This window comes from Pseudomonas sp. IB20 (genome assembly GCF_009707325.1).
Taxonomy (GTDB): domain Bacteria; phylum Pseudomonadota; class Gammaproteobacteria; order Pseudomonadales; family Pseudomonadaceae; genus Aquipseudomonas.
In genome coordinates this window covers 3,912,766-3,929,513 of sequence record NZ_CP046103.1, presented here as the reverse complement: position 1 = coordinate 3,929,513, position 16,748 = coordinate 3,912,766, and the positions used below count along the sequence as shown (strand labels likewise).

16 protein-coding genes, 4 tRNA genes and 1 riboswitch are annotated in these 16,748 nt (G+C 58.5%); of the genes, 13 read left to right on the top strand and 7 right to left on the bottom strand.

Annotated features, from left to right (window positions below; genetic code table 11):
- Nucleotides 1-3 precede the first annotated feature (3 nt).
- Genes astB through astE form a run of 3 tightly spaced genes read left to right on the top strand, consistent with a single transcriptional unit; the run spans nt 4 to nt 2,680 of the window.
- On the top strand, nt 4-1,350 hold the full coding sequence (gene astB, locus GJU48_RS18305) for an N-succinylarginine dihydrolase (protein WP_094950498.1): 1,347 nt from the start codon (nt 4-6) through the stop codon (nt 1,348-1,350).
- A gap of 23 nt (nt 1,351-1,373) precedes the next feature.
- Nucleotides 1,374-1,664 carry a hypothetical protein gene (locus tag GJU48_RS18300; RefSeq protein ID WP_003214319.1) on the top strand — a complete coding sequence of 97 codons (291 nt, stop codon included), beginning with the start codon at nt 1,374-1,376 and terminating at the stop codon, nt 1,662-1,664.
- Between the two features lie 11 nt (nt 1,665-1,675).
- A complete protein-coding gene (astE, locus tag GJU48_RS18295) occupies nt 1,676-2,680 on the top strand; it encodes a succinylglutamate desuccinylase (protein ID WP_094950499.1) in 1,005 nt (334 codons plus the stop codon).
- 162 nt (nt 2,681-2,842) lie between these two features.
- Here astE and GJU48_RS18290 read toward each other — a convergent pair whose 3' ends face one another.
- Nucleotides 2,843-3,352 (bottom strand): 6,7-dimethyl-8-ribityllumazine synthase, encoded by a 510-nt coding sequence (locus tag GJU48_RS18290; protein WP_032879834.1) that lies wholly within the window; start codon nt 3,350-3,352, stop codon nt 2,843-2,845.
- A 113-nt stretch (nt 3,353-3,465) separates the two neighbouring features.
- Nucleotides 3,466-3,635: riboswitch (FMN riboswitch) on the bottom strand.
- A gap of 191 nt (nt 3,636-3,826) precedes the next feature.
- Here GJU48_RS18290 and ltaE point away from each other — a divergent pair.
- The 8 genes from ltaE (at nt 3,827) to mgtE (ending at nt 11,567) form a co-directional block, all read left to right on the top strand.
- A complete protein-coding gene (gene ltaE, locus GJU48_RS18285; protein ID WP_094950500.1) occupies nt 3,827-4,831 on the top strand; it encodes a low-specificity L-threonine aldolase in 1,005 nt (334 codons plus the stop codon).
- 146 nt (nt 4,832-4,977) lie between these two features.
- Nucleotides 4,978-7,596, top strand: coding sequence for an alanine--tRNA ligase (gene alaS, locus GJU48_RS18280; RefSeq protein WP_094950501.1), 2,619 nt, complete (start codon nt 4,978-4,980; stop codon nt 7,594-7,596).
- Between the two features lie 97 nt (nt 7,597-7,693).
- Nucleotides 7,694-8,935, top strand: a complete 1,242-nt coding sequence (locus GJU48_RS18275) for an aspartate kinase (RefSeq protein ID WP_094950502.1) — start codon at nt 7,694-7,696, stop codon at nt 8,933-8,935.
- A gap of 175 nt (nt 8,936-9,110) precedes the next feature.
- Nucleotides 9,111-9,299 carry a carbon storage regulator CsrA gene (gene csrA / locus GJU48_RS18270; protein ID WP_003175645.1) on the top strand — a complete coding sequence of 63 codons (189 nt, stop codon included), beginning with the start codon at nt 9,111-9,113 and terminating at the stop codon, nt 9,297-9,299.
- 62 nt (nt 9,300-9,361) lie between these two features.
- Nucleotides 9,362-9,452, top strand: a tRNA-Ser gene (locus GJU48_RS18265).
- Nucleotides 9,453-9,560: 108 nt separating this feature from the next.
- A tRNA-Arg gene (locus GJU48_RS18260) sits at nt 9,561-9,637 on the top strand.
- A 72-nt stretch (nt 9,638-9,709) separates the two neighbouring features.
- Nucleotides 9,710-9,786: transfer RNA gene (locus tag GJU48_RS18255), tRNA-Arg, on the top strand.
- Between the two features lie 338 nt (nt 9,787-10,124).
- Nucleotides 10,125-11,567 carry a magnesium transporter gene (mgtE, locus tag GJU48_RS18250; RefSeq protein WP_094950503.1) on the top strand — a complete coding sequence of 481 codons (1,443 nt, stop codon included), beginning with the start codon at nt 10,125-10,127 and terminating at the stop codon, nt 11,565-11,567.
- A gap of 102 nt (nt 11,568-11,669) precedes the next feature.
- On the opposite strand, the gene GJU48_RS18245 is transcribed toward mgtE, so the two are convergent.
- The 3 genes from GJU48_RS18245 to GJU48_RS18235 all read right to left on the bottom strand — a co-directional run bounded on the left by GJU48_RS18245 (nt 11,670) and on the right by GJU48_RS18235 (nt 12,804).
- Nucleotides 11,670-11,996, bottom strand: coding sequence for an Arc family DNA-binding protein (locus GJU48_RS18245; RefSeq protein ID WP_003193592.1), 327 nt, complete (start codon nt 11,994-11,996; stop codon nt 11,670-11,672).
- A 393-nt stretch (nt 11,997-12,389) separates the two neighbouring features.
- Complete coding sequence (locus GJU48_RS18240) at nt 12,390-12,569, bottom strand: PA3371 family protein (protein WP_094950504.1); 180 nt, start codon at nt 12,567-12,569, stop codon at nt 12,390-12,392.
- Between the two features lie 10 nt (nt 12,570-12,579).
- Nucleotides 12,580-12,804, bottom strand: coding sequence for a hypothetical protein (locus GJU48_RS18235; protein ID WP_094950505.1), 225 nt, complete (start codon nt 12,802-12,804; stop codon nt 12,580-12,582).
- Nucleotides 12,805-13,127: 323 nt separating this feature from the next.
- Between GJU48_RS18235 and GJU48_RS18230 the strand changes: the two genes are divergently transcribed.
- Nucleotides 13,128-13,202: transfer RNA gene (locus tag GJU48_RS18230), tRNA-Arg, on the top strand.
- A gap of 276 nt (nt 13,203-13,478) precedes the next feature.
- Nucleotides 13,479-14,864, top strand: coding sequence for an MFS transporter (locus tag GJU48_RS18225; RefSeq protein ID WP_094950513.1), 1,386 nt, complete (start codon nt 13,479-13,481; stop codon nt 14,862-14,864).
- Nucleotides 14,865-14,925: 61 nt separating this feature from the next.
- Here the strand turns inward: GJU48_RS18225 and GJU48_RS18220 are convergent, their stop codons facing one another.
- From GJU48_RS18220 to flgM, 3 genes are all read right to left on the bottom strand, one after another.
- Entirely contained in the window at nt 14,926-15,675 is a 750-nt protein-coding gene (locus tag GJU48_RS18220; protein WP_094950514.1) for a flagellar brake protein, read from the bottom strand.
- 96 nt (nt 15,676-15,771) lie between these two features.
- Nucleotides 15,772-16,242, bottom strand: a complete 471-nt coding sequence (locus GJU48_RS18215) for a flagella synthesis protein FlgN (protein ID WP_094950515.1) — start codon at nt 16,240-16,242, stop codon at nt 15,772-15,774.
- A 48-nt stretch (nt 16,243-16,290) separates the two neighbouring features.
- Nucleotides 16,291-16,617: a flagellar biosynthesis anti-sigma factor FlgM gene (gene flgM / locus GJU48_RS18210; RefSeq protein ID WP_094950516.1), complete on the bottom strand. Its 327-nt coding sequence runs from the start codon at nt 16,615-16,617 to the stop codon at nt 16,291-16,293.
- Between the last annotated feature and the right edge of the window lie 131 nt (nt 16,618-16,748).

Below are 16,748 nucleotides of genomic sequence, written 5' to 3'. Positions count from 1 at the left end.
CCGATGAAATCCTATGAAGTCAATTTTGACGGTCTAGTGGGGCCGACCCATAACTACGGCGGTTTGTCCTACGGCAACGTCGCGTCCCAGAGCAACAGCCAGCAGTCTTCGAACCCGAAGGAAGCGGCGTTGCAGGGCCTGCAAAAAATGAAAGCGCTGATGGACATGGGCTTTGTGCAAGGCGTGCTGGCACCGCAGGAACGTCCTGACGTAGCCGCCCTGCGCAACCTCGGCTTCAGCGGCAGCGATGCCCAAGTCATCCAGCAAGCCGCCAAGCAAGCCATGCCGCTGCTGGTCGCCAGCTGCTCGGCGTCGAGCATGTGGGTGGCCAACGCCGCCACGGTCAGCCCGAGCGCCGACACGGCGGATGGTCGCGTGCATTTCACTGCCGCCAACCTCAACTGCAAATACCACCGCAGCATCGAGCACCCGACCACCAGCCGCGTGCTGGGGGCGATGTTTGCCAATGGCAAACACTTCGCCCACCACGCCGCATTGCCGGCGGTGGCGCAGTTCGGCGACGAAGGCGCGGCCAACCACACGCGTTTCTGCCGTGACTATGGCGAGGCGGGCGTCGAGTTCTTCGTGTTCGGCCGCAGTGCGTTCGACACCCGTTACCCGGCGCCGCAGAAATACCCGGCGCGCCAGACCCTTGAAGCCTCCCAAGCCGTCGCGCGCTTGCACGGCTTGAAGGACGACGGCGTGGTCTACGCCCAGCAGAACCCATCAGTGATCGATGCCGGTGTGTTCCACAACGACGTGATTGCGGTGGGCAACGGCGAGGTGCTGTTCTATCACGAGGACGCCTTCCTCAACACCGAGCAGATGCTCGCTGAGTTGCACGGCAAGTTGGGCAAGCTGGGCGGCAACTTCCAGTCGGTGTGCGTGCCGCGCGCCCAGGTCAGCGTCGAGGACGCAGTGCGTTCCTACTTGTTCAACAGCCAGTTGCTGACCCGCGCCGACGGCTCGATGCTGCTGATCGTGCCGGAAGAATGCCGTGCCAACGAGCGCGTCTGGCAGTACCTGCAAGGCCTGACAGCGTCCGGCGGGCTGATCCGCGAAGTAAAGGTGTTCGACCTCAAGCAAAGCATGCAGAACGGCGGTGGCCCGGCGTGCCTGCGCTTGCGCGTAGCGTTGAACGAAACGGAACTGGCGGCGGTGAATCCAGGCGTTATCATGACGGCGCCGTTGTACGACACGCTGACCCAATGGGTCGACAAGCACTACCGCGACAGCCTGCGCGAAAGCGACCTGGCTGACCCGCAATTGCTGCTTGAGTGCCGGACGGCACTGGATGAACTGACGCAAATCCTTAAACTGGGCTCGGTTTATCCTTTCCAGATCAATTAATTCCGCACGGCTGAGAACTATTTATGACCACCGACACCCTGAAACTGATCCTTGAAGACACCGACGGCACCCAGCTGGAAACCTCCTGCACCCGCGTCGCCGTGGTCTGGCAGGGCAAAGAGATCTGGATCCAGCACGACGGCCGCGGCCAACTGCTGATCGGTGTAGACGTGGAAGAAGGCGACGCCGAGTACGCCAACCTGCTGATGCGCCCACTGGCCACCAATCTGATGAGCCTGCAACTGGAAATGGAACCGGCTGATGTCGAAGGTGATGACGACGATCACGTCCACGGCCCTGGCTGCAACCACTAAGGAAGCTGCTTATGCTCGCCCTCGGCAAACTGCTTGAACTGACCCTCGCCGGTCGCGAACCGGCGCAAAAAATTCAACTGACTGTCGACGGCGTGCAGATGCGCTGGCTCAGCGAGGGCGCGCTCGCAGTGCGCCCGCCTGAAGTGAAGGACAACGGCGGCGACCTGCTGCTGTCGTCCGGCATCCATGGCAACGAAACGGCGCCGATCGAACTGCTCGATCGCCTGTTGCATGGCATCGCCCGTGGGGAGATTAAACCCCGCTCCCGTATTCTGTTCCTGTTCGGCAACCCCGAGGCCATGCGCCGCGGCGAGCGTTACCTCGAATTGGACGTCAACCGGCTGTTCAACGGCCGCCATGAACAAAACATCGGCCCGGAGGCCATGCGCGCCGCCGAGCTTGAGCAACTGGCCCGCACCTTCTTCAGCCTGCCTGGCCGTTCGCGCCTGCATTACGACCTGCACACCGCCATTCGCGGCTCGAAGATCGAGCAGTTCGCCCTGTACCCGTGGAATGAAGGCCGCCAGCACTCACGCCACGAACTGGCGCGCCTGTGCGCCGCCGGCATGCAAGCGGTGCTGTTGCAGAACAAGACCTCGATCACCTTCACCGCGTTTACCTACGAACAACTGGGGGCCGAAGCCTTCACGTTGGAATTGGGCAAGGCGCGGCCGTTCGGGCATAACCAGGGCGTGGATGTTTCCCGCCTGGAGGCGCGCCTCAAGCACATCATCGAAGGCTCTGAGCCTGCGACCGAGAGCCTGGATGGCCTGCAGCTGTTTGCCGTGTCGCGTGAAGTGATCAAGCACAGTGATGCGTTCTTGCTGCACCTGCCGGCGGATGTGGAAAACTTTTCGCCATTGGCCAAGGGCTATCTGCTGGCTGAAGACGTGGCCAAGACGCGTTGGGTGATCGAAGAGGAGGGCGCGCGCATCATTTTTCCCAACCCTAAGGTGAAGAATGGTTTGCGTGCTGGGATATTGATTGTGCCGACCACGGACGCTGGCCTGGCATAAATCTCAAGGCTTGATCGGATCCAACTGTGGGGGCGGGCTTGTGTAAGAGCTGGCTTGCCTGCGATAGCATCACCGCGGTGTGACTGACACACCGAGGTGACTGCATCGCGGGCAAGCCCGACTCCCACACAAGCCCCTCCCACATTTTTTTTGCGGTGTTGCTTAAACCGCTACAGCGCGCGGTTCACTGCGACGGATAGCGCGGACCTTGTGCAGCGTATCGGCGCAGGTGCGTGCAGCTTCCTGGCCCTTGTGCACAAAGTGCTCGTAGAAGAACGTGGTGTGCTCGCTGCCGGCGTGGAAGTGATGCGGGGTCAGGGACACCGAGAACACCGGCACTTCGGTTTCCAACTGCACCTGCATCAGGCCGCTGACCACCGATTGGGCGACGAATTCGTGGCGGTAGATGCCGCCGTCCACCACTAGCGCGGCGGCAACGATACCGGCGTAACGGCCGGTCTTAGCCAGCAGCTTGGCGTGCAGGGGCAGTTCAAAGGCGCCGCCGACTTCGAAGAAGTCGATGTCCGATTCCTGGTAGCCCTGGGCGATCATTTCGGCGAGGAAGCCTTTACGCGATTGGTCGACAATATCCTTGTGCCAGCAGGCCTGGATAAACGCGACACGCTCGCCGTGATGGTTTTTGCTTTTGCTGTCGATTGCGGTGGGTTGCATGTTCTGACTCCTGTTTAAGAAAAAAACAGGGCGTTATGAATCGAATGGGATTTAAGGGTACGAAGCGCTGCGTCATGCAAGCATGAACCCGGCGCGCGGCCCTTAGGTGCCAATCCCGTTCTCTCTTCATCCGGACTATGACCGTCGGCCCCGGGATCACACCGGGTCTGCTGACCTTGTCGCCGTCCTGCGTGAGCAGTTCGAGGCGCCAAGCGCTCGCGGGCTATGCACATTGCGTGCAATTACCGCCGGTGGGGAATTGCACCCCGCCCTGAGAACGTTGCCGCCAGAACCCTGGTGGCGGAGAGTTTTTAACATGGTTTTTCAAAAACTGCACGATTGCCGCATCGATAACCTATATCGGTTTGTTTGGTTGGTATTCGATTGAAGTAACGTGGGGCTTGATATTGCGTGGCTTTGCCCGCAGTAATCATCCATAAAAGGAACTTATTTAACCCATTAGAGGCTTGTTTCATGTCTGTGATCGACCTGCGTAGCGACACCGTGACCCAACCCACCCCCGGCATGCGTGACGCGATGGCCAGTGCCGCCAGCGGCGACGACGTCTACGGCGAAGACCCGAGCGTCAACCACCTGGAGGCCGAACTGGCCAAGCGCCTGGGGTTCGAGGCGGCGTTGTTCGTGCCCACCGGCACCATGAGCAACCTGTTGGCGTTGATGGCTCACTGTGAGCGCGGCGAGGAGTACATCGTCGGGCAGCAGGCTCATACCTACAAATACGAAGGCGGTGGCGCGGCGGTGCTGGGCTCGATCCAGCCGCAGCCGCTGGAAGTACAGGCGGACGGCTCGCTGGATCTGGACCACGTGCTGGCAGCGATCAAACCCGACGATTTCCACTTCGCCCGCACCCGTCTGCTGGCGTTGGAAAACACCATGCAGGGCAAAGTGTTGCCGCTGGAATACTTGGCGAAGGCGCGTGCGTTTACCCGTGAGCATGGCCTGTCTTTGCACTTGGATGGCGCGCGAATCTACAACGCGGCGGTCAAGCTTGGGGTGGATGCGCGGGAAATCGCCCAGCATTTCGACTCGGTGTCGGTGTGCCTGTCCAAAGGCCTGGGTGCGCCGATCGGCTCAGTGTTGTGCGGCTCGGCGGCGTTGATCGCCAAGGCGCGTCGCCTGCGCAAGATGGTCGGTGGCGGTATGCGCCAGGCCGGCTCCCTGGCGGCGGCGGGGCTGTATGCGTTGGATCACCAGGTGCAGCGCCTGGCCGATGACCACGCCAATGCGCAGTGGCTGGGCGATGCGTTGCGCAAAGCCGGCTTTGAGGTGGAACCGGTCCAGACCAACATGGTGTATGTGCAGGTCGGTGATCGGGCGCAGGCCTTGAAGGCATTTGCTGCTGAGCGCGGGATCAAGCTGAGCGCCGCGCCGCGTCTGCGCATGGTCACGCATCTGGATGTCAGCCGGGCGCAGATTGAGCACGTCGTGCAGGCATTTGTCGATTTTTCGCAGAAATGACCGTGCCCGCCGTCTAATTGAGCGTTTCTATCGTATAAACACGCTGTACCACCGGCAAAGGGCCGATATAATGCGGCCCTTTGCCGTCGCTCCGTCTGATGATGTTGCGCACTGGCCTTTGGCCGCAGCCTCCGTGGAAGAACCTAATGAAAAGCGCAGAAATCCGTGAAGCCTTCCTTCGCTTCTTCGAAGAGCAAGGCCACACCCGTGTAGCCTCCAGCTCCTTGATCCCAGGCAATGACCCAACCCTGCTGTTCACTAACGCGGGGATGAACCAGTTCAAGGACTGCTTCCTGGGCCAGGAAAAGCGCGCGTATACCCGCGCGACCAGCAGCCAGAAGTGCGTACGCGCCGGGGGCAAGAACAGCGACCTGGAAAACGTCGGCTACACCGCTCGCCACCACACTTTTTTCGAGATGCTGGGTAACTTCAGCTTCGGCGACTATTTCAAGAAAGATGCGATTACGTTCGCCTGGACCTTCCTGACTGGCGTGCTGAAGCTGCCGAAAGAAAAGCTCTGGGTCACCGTCTACGCGACGGACGACGAAGCGTATGACATCTGGACCAAAGAAATCGGCGTTCCAGCTGAGCGCATGATTCGCATCGGCGACAACAAGGGCGCCCCTTACGCCTCCGATAACTTCTGGACCATGGGCGATACCGGCCCGTGCGGCCCGTGCACCGAAATTTTCTACGATCACGGCGCCGACATCTGGGGCGGCCCACCGGGCTCGCCGGAAGAAGATGGCGACCGTTACATCGAAATCTGGAACAACGTGTTCATGCAATTCAACCGCACCGCCGATGGCGTGTTGCATCCGCTGCCGGCACCGTCGGTTGACACCGGCATGGGCCTGGAGCGGATCAGTGCGGTGATGCAGCACGTTCACTCCAACTACGAAATCGACCTGTTCACCAACCTGTTGAGCGCGTCTGCCGCAGCCATTGGTTGCGCCAACGAAGGCCAGTCTTCGCTCAAGGTGGTGTCGGACCATATCCGTTCCTGTGGCTTCCTGATCGCCGACGGCGTACTGCCGTCGAACGAAGGCCGTGGCTATGTGTTGCGCCGTATCATTCGTCGCGCCTGCCGTCACGGTAACAAGCTGGGCGCTACCGGTAGCTTCTTCTACAAAATCGTTGCCGCGCTGGTGGCCGAGATGGGCGATGCCTTTCCGGAACTCAAGCAGCAGCAGGCCAACATCGAGCGTGTGCTCAAGGCTGAAGAAGAGCAGTTCTCCAAGACCCTGGAACACGGCTTGAAGATTCTCGAGCAGGACCTGGCTGAGCTCAAAGGCACTGTGGTGCCGGGCGACGTGGTGTTCAAGCTGTATGACACCTACGGTTTCCCGATGGACCTGACCGCCGACATCGCCCGTGAGCGCGAGCTGACCGTCGATGAGGCGGGTTTTGAGCGTGAGATGGAAGCCCAGCGTGTACGCGCGCGTTCCGCCAGCTCCTTTGGTCTGGACTACAACACCTTGGTCAAAGTTGATGTGCCGACCGCGTTCACCGGTTATCAGGCCACGGCAGGCTCGGCCAAGATCGTGGCTATCTATAAAGATGGCAAGTCGGTTGACGTGTTGAGCGAAGGCGAAGAGGCGGTGGTGGTGCTTGACCAGACGCCGTTCTACGCCGAGTCCGGTGGCCAGGTGGGTGATTGCGGCTTCCTGAGCTCGACGTCCGGTCGTTTTGAAGTGCGCGACACCACCAAGACCGGCGGTGCGTTCCTGCACCACGGTGTGTTGGTGTTGGGTAACCTGACGGTCGGCGCGCCAGTCGACACGCAGGTTGATGCCGACGTGCGGCATGCAACTGCTTTGAACCATTCTGCCACTCACTTGCTGCACGCCGCGTTGCGTCAGGTGTTGGGTGAGCACGTGCAGCAGAAGGGTTCGTTGGTCGATAGCCAGCGCCTGCGCTTTGACTTCAGCCACTTTGAAGCGATCAAGCCTGAACAGATCAAGGCGCTGGAAGAGATCGTCAACGCTGAAATCCGCAAGAACACCCCGGTGGAAACCGAAGAAACCGATATCGAAACCGCCAAGAACAAAGGCGCCATGGCGCTGTTTGGCGAGAAGTACGGCGACGAAGTGCGTGTACTGAGCATGGGCGGCAGCTTCTCGGTGGAGCTGTGTGGCGGTATCCATGCCAACCGTACCGGCGACATCGGCCTGCTGAAAATCATCAGCGAAGGCGGTGTGGCCTCCGGCGTACGTCGTATTGAAGCGGTTACTGGTGCTGCGGCCCTGGCCTACCTCAATGCGGCCGAAGAACAACTCAAGGAAGCGGCCGGCCTGGTCAAGGGCAGCCGCGACAACCTGATCGACAAGCTGTCCGCCGTACTGGAACGCAACCGCGCGCTGGAGAAACAGCTGGAGCAGTTGCAGGCCAAGGCAGCCAGCGCGGCGGGCGACGATCTGTCGGCCTCGGCGCTGGACGTCAAGGGCGTGAAAGTCCTGGCCGTACGCCTGGACGGTCAGGACGGCAAGGCGCTGTTGGCCTTGGTCGATCAGTTGAAGAACAAGCTCGGCCGCGCAGTGATCCTGCTCGGCGGTGTCCATGAGGAAAAGGTCGTTCTGGTTGCCGGTGTAACCAAAGACCTGACTGGCCAACTCAAGGCCGGTGATTTAATGAAGCAAGCCGCTGCGGCAGTGGGCGGGAAGGGCGGTGGTCGTCCGGACATGGCGCAAGGCGGTGGTGTAGACGCCGGCAGCCTGGACGCGGCCCTGGCCCTGACCGTGCCGTTTGTCGAAGCCGGTATTTAAGGCGCTATGGCTGAGCCCGTGGTCTAGTCATGGGCTCGTTCGGTTGCTGGAATATTTGTTTATTGGGCGCCCCTTTACGGGCTGAGGCGGCTTAGAAATGGCTTTGATCGTACAGAAATTTGGAGGCACCTCGGTCGGCTCTGTCGAAAGAATCGAGCAGGTCGCCGACAAGGTTAAGAAATTCCGCGACGCCGGCGACGACTTGGTGGTGGTGCTGTCAGCCATGAGCGGGGAGACCAATCGCCTGATCGATCTGGCCAAGGCAATCAGCGGTGATCAACAGCCGCTGCCGCGTGAGTTGGATGTGATCGTGTCCACTGGCGAGCAGGTGACTATCGCCTTGCTGGCTATGGCGCTGAATAAGCGCGGTGTGCCGGCAGTGTCCTACACTGGCAGTCAGGTGCGCATCCTCACCGATAGCGCACATACCAAGGCGCGCATCCTGCAGATTGATGATCAGAAAATTCGTACTGATCTCAAGGCTGGGCGCGTGGTAGTTGTAGCAGGCTTCCAGGGTGTGGACGAACACGGCAACATCACGACCCTTGGGCGTGGTGGTTCGGACACCACCGGTGTGGCGCTGGCAGCGGCCCTCAAGGCGGATGAATGCCAGATCTATACCGATGTGGACGGCGTGTACACCACCGATCCGCGCGTGGTGTCCGTGGCCCAGCGCCTGGACAAGATCACCTTTGAAGAGATGCTGGAAATGGCCAGCCTCGGTTCCAAGGTGTTGCAGATCCGCGCGGTGGAGTTCGCCGGCAAGTACAACGTTCCGCTGCGCGTATTGCACAGCTTCAAAGAGGGTCCGGGCACCCTCATTACTATTGATGAAGAGGAATCCATGGAACAGCCGATCATTTCCGGCATCGCTTTCAATCGCGATGAAGCCAAGCTGACGATCCGTGGCGTGCCGGATACCCCGGGCGTGGCCTTCAAGATCCTCGGCCCTATCAGCGGTGCGAACATTGAAGTCGACATGATCGTGCAGAACGTTTCGCACGATAACACCACCGATTTCACCTTCACCGTGCACCGTAACGAGTACGATGCGGCGGAACGGATCCTGCAGAACACCGCGAGCGAGATCGGCGCCCGTGAAGTGGTCGGCGATACCAAGATTACCAAGGTGTCGATCGTGGGTGTGGGCATGCGTTCCCATGCCGGCGTTGCCAGCCGCATGTTCGAGGCGCTGGCCAAGGAAAGCATCAACATCCAGATGATCTCCACGTCGGAAATCAAAGTCTCGGTGGTGATCGAAGAGAAGTACCTGGAACTGGCTGTACGCTCGCTGCATACCGCTTTTGAGCTGGATGCTCCGGCCCGACCGGGCGAGTGATGCGATGCCAGGAAGGCGCGGCTTACCGCGCCTTTCATTTTTTTGCCGGGCGCATGTTCTTTTTGGTGCGCTCGACAATACTTAGGCGAGTAGGGCTGTGACCTTTGGGTTGCAGTTCGAAGGCCTTTTTTTTGCAGACTGTTGTTCCTGAACTGAAATGCGTGAGGAGAAAGGTATGCTGATTCTGACTCGTCGTTGCGCAGAAAGCCTGATTATCGGTGATGGCGAAATCACCGTGACCGTGCTCGGCGTCAAAGGCAATCAAGTACGTATAGGGGTTAACGCTCCGAAAGAGGTAGCGGTCCACCGCGAGGAAATCTACCTGCGGATCAAGAAAGAGAAGGACGAAGAACCAAGCCTTTAATTTTTATCGTTTTTTATGTTTGCAAACGGGGATGAACGTGGTTAATATACGCCCCGTGTTGCGGAGAGCTGGCCGAGTGGCCGAAGGCGCTCCCCTGCTAAGGGAGTACACCTCAAAAGGGTGTCGGGGGTTCGAATCCCCCGTTCTCCGCCATTATTTGCTTAGTACGTTGCAATCTGGTTTTTTCGGTAAGTTGTTGAAATTGCTCGAAAAAATAGCTTTACATAGAGATTGAACGGCCTATAATGCGCGGCAACAAATGCACTCGTAGCTCAGCTGGATAGAGTACTCGGCTACGAACCGAGCGGTCACAGGTTCGAATCCTGTCGAGTGCACCATTTAAGAGTCAGTTGCAGCGATGCAGGTGACTCAGCTTCAACCAGTTGTGATCTGGTCTAAAAACACAATCTGCACTCGTAGCTCAGCTGGATAGAGTACTCGGCTACGAACCGAGCGGTCACAGGTTCGAATCCTGTCGAGTGCACCATACAAACAAAAAGCCCGCCTAGTGCGGGCTTTTTGCCGTCTGGGGTTTGTGTAGGGTTTCATCTTTTTCTCCAGCGCCATGTGTTTTCCTTTCAGCCTGCGTCGTCGCAATTCTATATGCAGCCGATGTTCAGCTTTGGCTCGCAAGCGCTTGTTCTTTCCAGTTTTTTAACGTTTAAAACGGACGCAAGGTGTATCATTGCGCCCGTCAGCCCCGCCGGGGCTTGTGGAATACCTCCATGGACTTACCCAGTAGTTACTCAGTACCCCGTTTTTCCAATCATGAATTGACTGATTGATCCTTCCGGCGTGCCCCGCTGCTGGGAGTGGAGTTCGCCTATGACCGAAGTAGAAGTAAAGAAAACACAAGACAGCCTGCAGGATCGTTTGGCTCAAGTTATCGAGCTGCTGCAGCGCCAGCGCGTGGTCGAAGACCTCACGCACCGCCAGGAAGGTCCGCATCACGACCGCGTCGAAAACCTGGTGCACCGGCAAAACCTCGTCGAGTTGCAGCGCAAGCTCGACGACCTGCACTCCGCCGACGTCGCCTATATCCTCGAAGCCTTGCCGCTGAATGATCGACTGACCCTTTGGCAGTTGGTCAAGGCTGACCGCGATGGCGATATCCTGCTCGAAGTGTCCGACTCGGTCCGTGAAACCCTGATCGCCGACATGGACGATCACGAGCTCCTCGCTGCGGCCAGGGAAATGGACGCCGACGAGTTGGCCGACTTGGCCCCCGAGCTGCCCCGTGATGTTGTCCATGAGCTGATGGAGGCTCTCGATAGCCAGCAGCGTGAGCGTGTGCGTTCAGCGCTGTCCTACGATGAGGATCAGGTCGGCGCGTTGATGGACTTCGAGATGGTCACCATCCGCGAAGACGTCAGCTTGGAAGTGGTATTGCGTTACCTGCGCCGCCTCAAAGAATTGCCCGGTCACACCGACAAGCTGTTCGTGGTCGACTACGAAGGCATTCTTAAGGGTGTGTTGCCGATCAAGCGTTTGCTGGTGAATGATCCTGACAAGAAAGTTGCGGATCTGATGGCCAGCGATACCGTGAGTTTTCACCCGGATGAAGACGCCTATGAGGCGGCGCAGGCATTTGAGCGTTATGACTTGATCTCCGCGCCGGTGGTCGACAAGAACGGCAAGCTGATCGGCCGTTTGACCATCGATGAAATGGTCGACTTGATCCGTGAAGAGAGTGAAACCGAAGTCCTCAACATGGCGGGTCTGCGTGAAGAGGAAGATATTTTTGCGTCGGTCTGGCGTTCCCTGCATAACCGCTGGGCGTGGCTTGCGATCAACCTGATCACCGCCTTCATAGCTTCACGTGTGATCGGGCTGTTTGAAGGCTCCATCGAGAAGCTGGTGGCCCTCGCAGCGCTGATGCCGATTGTGGCCGGTATCGGCGGCAACTCCGGTAATCAAACCATCACCATGATCGTGCGCGCGATGGCGCTGGATCAGGTGAGTACCGCTAATTCCTCGCGCCTGCTGCGCAAAGAGTTGGCCGTGGGCCTTATCAACGGCCTGGTGTGGGGTGGTGTGATCGGTGTGGTCGCCTATTTGCTCTATGGCAGTTGGTCACTGGGCGTCGTGATGACGGCCGCCATGACCCTCAACCTGCTATTGGCGGCGCTGATGGGGGTGCTGATCCCCATGACCCTGGCGCGCCTTGGGCGCGACCCGGCGATGGGCGCCAGTGTGATGATCACCGCCATGACCGACAGTGGTGGCTTCTTCATCTTCCTGGGCTTGGCGACGATCTTCCTGCTCTGATCCCTTCCCGCGGGAGCAAATCTGCTCCCGCTTTGCTTCTTCTACTCAAATCCCAAGCAAAAAAAAGCCAGCACAGGGCTGGCTTCGGCTTTCAGTTGCAGATCAATTGGCTTCTGCGGCCGCCTCAACGTCGTGCGCAATAAGCGAGACGAGAGCATTTTGCTGGCGGTGGGAGAGCTGACGAAAACGCTGCAGCAGTTCGCGTTCGTGCAGTGACAGCTCTGGGCTGTCCAGGCGCATGCTCAACTCTTCTCCCAGCGCACCTTCCTGAATGAGGCTTTGTTCGAGGCGCGCGATGATTTCGGAGTTCATGCTGCGGTGATGATTGCGAGCCACCTCGGCAATGCGTTCCCGCATTCCGTCTGGCAGACGTACGACGAACTTGTCAGCCGTACGGCTGGAATAAATTGCCTGTTTCAATGGGCGCATATATTTAACCGGTTAGTTCAGGGGAGCGGTTTTTGGAATTGGCCGCAAGATGAGTGTTAAGACAAGGCTCACGACCAAAGTTCAACCCGAATTGCAAAGAGGCCGCATCATGCCTCAGATTTGACATTTCCTTGGCGTCAATTCTGTGACAAATATTGAACCGACTAAAGGCTTTATGCCAGCACTCATTTGCATTTTTGCGGACTGGTTTGAAAACTTTTCAACGAGTGATTCCGCGACGGAACTTCTCGTAAGTCCAGGCCACAACAGGGTTTGAGGCCGCACATCCTATAGCAATATGGCCTTTTGCCCTCGCATTTAAGACTAGTGGCAATTTGCCGATTTGCTAGGGCGTTGCGACATAAGGTAGGAAGGGGTGACGCGAGGAGGTTCTTAGCGCAGCACAGGATCGAATTTGATACGGCGCCCAACGATCAGCGTCAGAACCAGCAAACCAGCGAAGACGCCGGCGGCTATGAGGGCTGTTGTTTGGCCGTCTTGAGAGGGTGTGCTCAGGCCAAATAGGCCGGCTGCCAGGGTCAGGCACAGGAATAACCAGGCGGGTTTCGTCATAAAGGCTTCCTCAGAAAACCCAGTGTTCAGAGACGGGGGCTGCCTGAGTGTCTTGGGCCACACGAATCGGCGACTGCACAGTGGGGTTCATCACCGCCAATTGCGGACGCTGTTGCAGGTGGTGAGGCACCGGCTGGCTGATTTGCGCGACGTCATCTTGGGTTGCTTGAAAATGGAACATGACCAGTGCAGCCAGGGCCACAGCGTTGAGGCTTAACAGTAGGGCGCTGTTCATGTTCTTGTTCTCCGCAGTGGCTGGGCCGAATGGTTTTGTAGGATAAGTATTGCAGGTCCCGTGCCAATCTTTTATATCAATAAAAGCAATAAGTTAGGTGTTATTTTTAGTCATGCTACGTTGCAATTTGCAATGCGGCTATTTTGCAGGAGTGCAATTTGCACGATAGCGCCAAGTGCCCGGGTTTACTCGGCGAAACTGTAATCCCCACGACAAGGATCGGCCTACACTCAAAAAGCCAACGGACGACATGACAAAACCGACCTCGGCCGTTAACATGCACGCCGTCCGTCGCTGCGCTTTTGGCCCGATGGCTGTCATTTGTCCCAGTAGCTCAATTGGATAGAGCATCCCCCTCCTAAGGGGAAGGTGGCGTTCGAACCGGCCCTGGGACACCAAATTCAACGCTGAAAAGCCCCGTACAGATTGCTCTGGCGGGGCTTTTTTGTGGGTGCTCGTCAAACACCGGTCGAACCTTGCCGGCGATCGGTGTTCACAGCAGGTGCGCGATGTATTTATCGCCATCTTTGTACCTTGCACGCGGCCAGGCAACGTCTGAGCTATTAAGCAAAATATTCCCCGGATACCGATTTATCGCCTGTCCGGACCCGGCAACCCCGGACTATCATGCCGATAGCCCTGTCACCCACTGCAAGGAGCCGCTCGGAACGCCGATGCGCCAAATCTGGAAATCTTTTCGAGCCCTTTATTTCGCCTCCTTGATGATGCTGATCGGCTCCGGCCTGCTCAGTACTTACCTGGCCCTGCGCCTCGCTGCCGACCATGTCGACAGCCTGTGGGTGGGTGCGCTGATGGCGGCCAACTACTTTGGCCTAGTGCTGGGCGGCAAGATCGGGCACCGCCTGATCGCCCGGGTCGGGCATATTCGCGCGTATGCCACCTGTGCCGGGATTGTCGGTGCGGCGGTGTTGGGCCATGGCCTGATTAACTGGCTGCCGGCCTGGATCGTGCTGCGGATGATCGTGGGCCTGGGGATGATGTGCCAGTACATGGTCATCGAAAGCTGGCTCAATGAGCAGGCGGACGCCAAGCAGCGTGGCGTGGTGTTCAGTGGCTATATGATCGCGTCCTATCTCGGCCTGGTACTGGGCCAGTTGATCCTAGTGATGCACCCCGAGCTCGGTCTCGAGTTGCTGATGCTGGTCGCCCTGTGTTTTGCGCTGTGCCTGGTGCCGGTAGCCATGACCCGGCGGATTCACCCGGCGCCCCTGCATCCTGCGCCGATGGAGCCGCGCTTCTTTATCAAACGTGTGCCGCAGTCACTGAGCACGGTGTTGGGCGCAGGGTTGATCGTCGGTTCGTTCTACGGTTTGGCGCCGCTCTATGCCTCGCAGCAAGGCCTGACCACCGAGCAAGTCGGTCTGTTTATGGGTAGCTGCATTTTTGCTGGGCTGTTGGTGCAGTGGCCGTTGGGTTGGTTATCGGACCGCTATGATCGAGCCTTGCTGATTCGTTGCTTTGCCTTGTGCCTGGCGGTGGCTGCATTGCCGTTGGCGGTGTTGACCAAAGTGCCTTTGGAAGTGCTGTTTGTGGCCGGGTTCCTGTGTTCCCTGGTGCAGTTCTGCCTGTATCCGCTGGCGGTGGCGTTTTCCAATGACCATGTTGAAGGCGATCGTCGGGTCTCGCTGACCGCCATGTTGCTGGTGACCTACGGCATCGGCGCAAGTATTGGGCCGCTGTTGGCCGGTGTGGTCATGAAGCTGTTCGGCAGCCACATGCTGTATGCGTTTTTCAGCCTGTGTGCGTTGATCCTGGTGTGGCGTATCCGGCCGAAGGCGGTGACCAACCTGCATCAGGTGGACGATGCGCCGCTGCACCACGTGGCGATGCCCGACAGCATGTCCAGCTCGCCGCTGGTGGCGTGCCTGGACCCGCGAGTAGACGAAGCCGTGGTACAGGAGCAAATGCAGACCGTTGTCCCGGACCCAGAGCCTGAAGCTGATCCGCAACAACCGGCGGATGAGCCGGCTTTTGAAGGTCCGCCGGAGCCTCTGGGGCCGGACGAGCATCCTCATGACTTGAGCAGGGCACGCCCCTGAAAGCAAAAACGGGCAGATCCCATCAGGATCTGCCCGTTTTTTTTGCCGCGACCTTTAAGGCTTAAAGGTCGTCGTCTTTGTCAAAGCGCCGCGCTTCACGCTGCAACTGGTACACAAACCGCTCCACCTGCCGTTGCACCAGGCCGCTCATGTTGTGGAAGCGCACACCGGCGAATGTGGTGTTGATCTTGTCTTCGAGGTGCAAGTAACGCAGCTCGACGGAGGTGGTCATGCTGCCGAAGGGCAGGGCGGCGATAAAGCGATCGTAGACCTGGCCCAGTTGCAGGCGCTCGGAAATATCGCCCTCAAAGCGCAATTTGCAGCCGGTGGCGGAGATATCCAGCAACTTGCCGCTGATCGGCGCCTTGAGTTTCTCGCCACCCAGCTCGATGTTGACCAATTGCGCCAGCTTCAAGGCGGCGCGAAAAGCATTGCGACGCTGATGGTAGACCACTTCGTCGGGCATGCTGCCGGTGTAGATGCGATGGCCGTCTTTTTCGCTAATGGTCAGCGTGCCATTGCTTTCCCAGGCGACGCGTACGCCGTCATGAAAGCCTTCGATGCGGAACGGTTCGCCATTCTCAAGATAGCGTTCACCGTCGCGGGGGATCATTTCGTCCAGGGCCAGCGTCTTGCTGTCCCGGTCAACGTCCACCAAGTAGCTTTGGAAGCGCTGGCTGCGTTCGTGGAAAGTGATGATCAGCGGATCATGGCTTTCTTGCAGCATGCGCAACGTGCTGGCGATTTCCAGAGGCGTGGTGAGCACCTTGGGTGGCTGCGGGGCATCTTCCGCATTAAGGGCGTTGAACACGGTTCTTCCATCTCCAGACAAAATACGACTACACGCAAGAACCGGCATTTTGCCAGCATGTAGCGCGCCTTGGATAGGGCGCGCTGTAAACCAGTGTCAGGCCTGGCTGCGGGTGCTTGGCTTGACCAGGCGCGAGGTTGAGCCTTGGGCGTTGTAAAGGGCCGGAGGCTCTCCGCCGTGAAGTATGCGCAACTGGTTGGCGGTCGTGGCTTGCTGCAGCTGGATCGACTGACCGTTGAGCAGGTTGGCGTCCTGGCACTCGGTGAGCAATTGGTTCAGTGCGGTGCTCTGCGCCAGCAACTGATCGCCGACTGAGGAGTGGCTAGCCAGTTGTGCGAGGCCGTCGTGATCAGCCGGTAGGCCGAGGCTGATGAGAATCTCGCTGCGCTTTTTGCCATGCTGCTCCAGCAGCACAATCAGCGACTGCTTGCGCGCCAGAATTTCTTCCAGCAAGCGCATGTCCCGGCCATAGAGTGCCAGGGATTCTTCTTTCAGCAGCTCGAGCAAATGTTGCGTCGGCGCCAGATCATCAATGATCAGTTCAAGCAAATGTTCGTCGTGGTGCATGGCTGGCCTTGGGTTTTAAGCGTCCAAAAGCCCTGCGCAGGCCTTTGCCTAGCGCTCGGCTTCGAAGTTAAGCAGCTTGCTGGCTACACGGTTGCTGTCGACTTTATAGCTGCCATCGGCGATTGCCTGTTTCAACTCGGCCACGCGGGCTTTATTGACAACCGGTTGGTCGCGCAGCGAGTCAGTGACCTTCTGCAACTGTTGAGCCTCATTGCTCAGGTGTACCGATTCCCCGCTTTGGCTGGCGCTGGCCTGTTCGGTCTTGGCGGCGGGCGCTGGCTGGGCCTTGGCTTCTACGCTGTCCTTGGCACCGCTGGTGCGCGTATTGCCGGGCAATGCCGGGGTGTTATTCAAACGACTGAAATCGATGACCATGATAAAAAAACCTCTGGGTATTTGGACGCTTGCCATGTTTTCGGCCATACCCGAACAAACTTTAGGCTCGAATGACAATAAACCTGTACAGGTCGACATCCAACGCACAGTGTAGGAAAACCTGACGCTTG

What these genes read in the sequence shown, in the direction of transcription:
- GJU48_RS18240 (WP_094950504.1), bottom strand. Translation starts at nt 12,569, where the DNA reads ATGACGAAACCCGCCTGGTTATTCCTGTGCCTGACCCTGGCAGCCGGC.
- GJU48_RS18235 (WP_094950505.1), bottom strand. Translation starts at nt 12,804, where the DNA reads ATGAACAGCGCCCTACTGTTAAGCCTCAACGCTGTGGCCCTGGCTGCA.
- GJU48_RS18290 (WP_032879834.1), bottom strand. Translation starts at nt 3,352, where the DNA reads ATGCAACCCACCGCAATCGACAGCAAAAGCAAAAACCATCACGGCGAG.
- alaS (WP_094950501.1), top strand. Translation starts at nt 4,978, where the DNA reads ATGAAAAGCGCAGAAATCCGTGAAGCCTTCCTTCGCTTCTTCGAAGAG.
- csrA (WP_003175645.1), top strand. Translation starts at nt 9,111, where the DNA reads ATGCTGATTCTGACTCGTCGTTGCGCAGAAAGCCTGATTATCGGTGAT.
- GJU48_RS18225 (WP_094950513.1), top strand. Translation starts at nt 13,479, where the DNA reads ATGCGCCAAATCTGGAAATCTTTTCGAGCCCTTTATTTCGCCTCCTTG.
- flgM (WP_094950516.1), bottom strand. Translation starts at nt 16,617, where the DNA reads ATGGTCATCGATTTCAGTCGTTTGAATAACACCCCGGCATTGCCCGGC.
- GJU48_RS18300 (WP_003214319.1), top strand. Translation starts at nt 1,374, where the DNA reads ATGACCACCGACACCCTGAAACTGATCCTTGAAGACACCGACGGCACC.
- GJU48_RS18275 (WP_094950502.1), top strand. Translation starts at nt 7,694, where the DNA reads ATGGCTTTGATCGTACAGAAATTTGGAGGCACCTCGGTCGGCTCTGTC.
- ltaE (WP_094950500.1), top strand. Translation starts at nt 3,827, where the DNA reads ATGTCTGTGATCGACCTGCGTAGCGACACCGTGACCCAACCCACCCCC.
- GJU48_RS18215 (WP_094950515.1), bottom strand. Translation starts at nt 16,242, where the DNA reads ATGCACCACGACGAACATTTGCTTGAACTGATCATTGATGATCTGGCG.
- astE (WP_094950499.1), top strand. Translation starts at nt 1,676, where the DNA reads ATGCTCGCCCTCGGCAAACTGCTTGAACTGACCCTCGCCGGTCGCGAA.
- astB (WP_094950498.1), top strand. Translation starts at nt 4, where the DNA reads ATGAAATCCTATGAAGTCAATTTTGACGGTCTAGTGGGGCCGACCCAT.
- mgtE (WP_094950503.1), top strand. Translation starts at nt 10,125, where the DNA reads ATGACCGAAGTAGAAGTAAAGAAAACACAAGACAGCCTGCAGGATCGT.
- GJU48_RS18245 (WP_003193592.1), bottom strand. Translation starts at nt 11,996, where the DNA reads ATGCGCCCATTGAAACAGGCAATTTATTCCAGCCGTACGGCTGACAAG.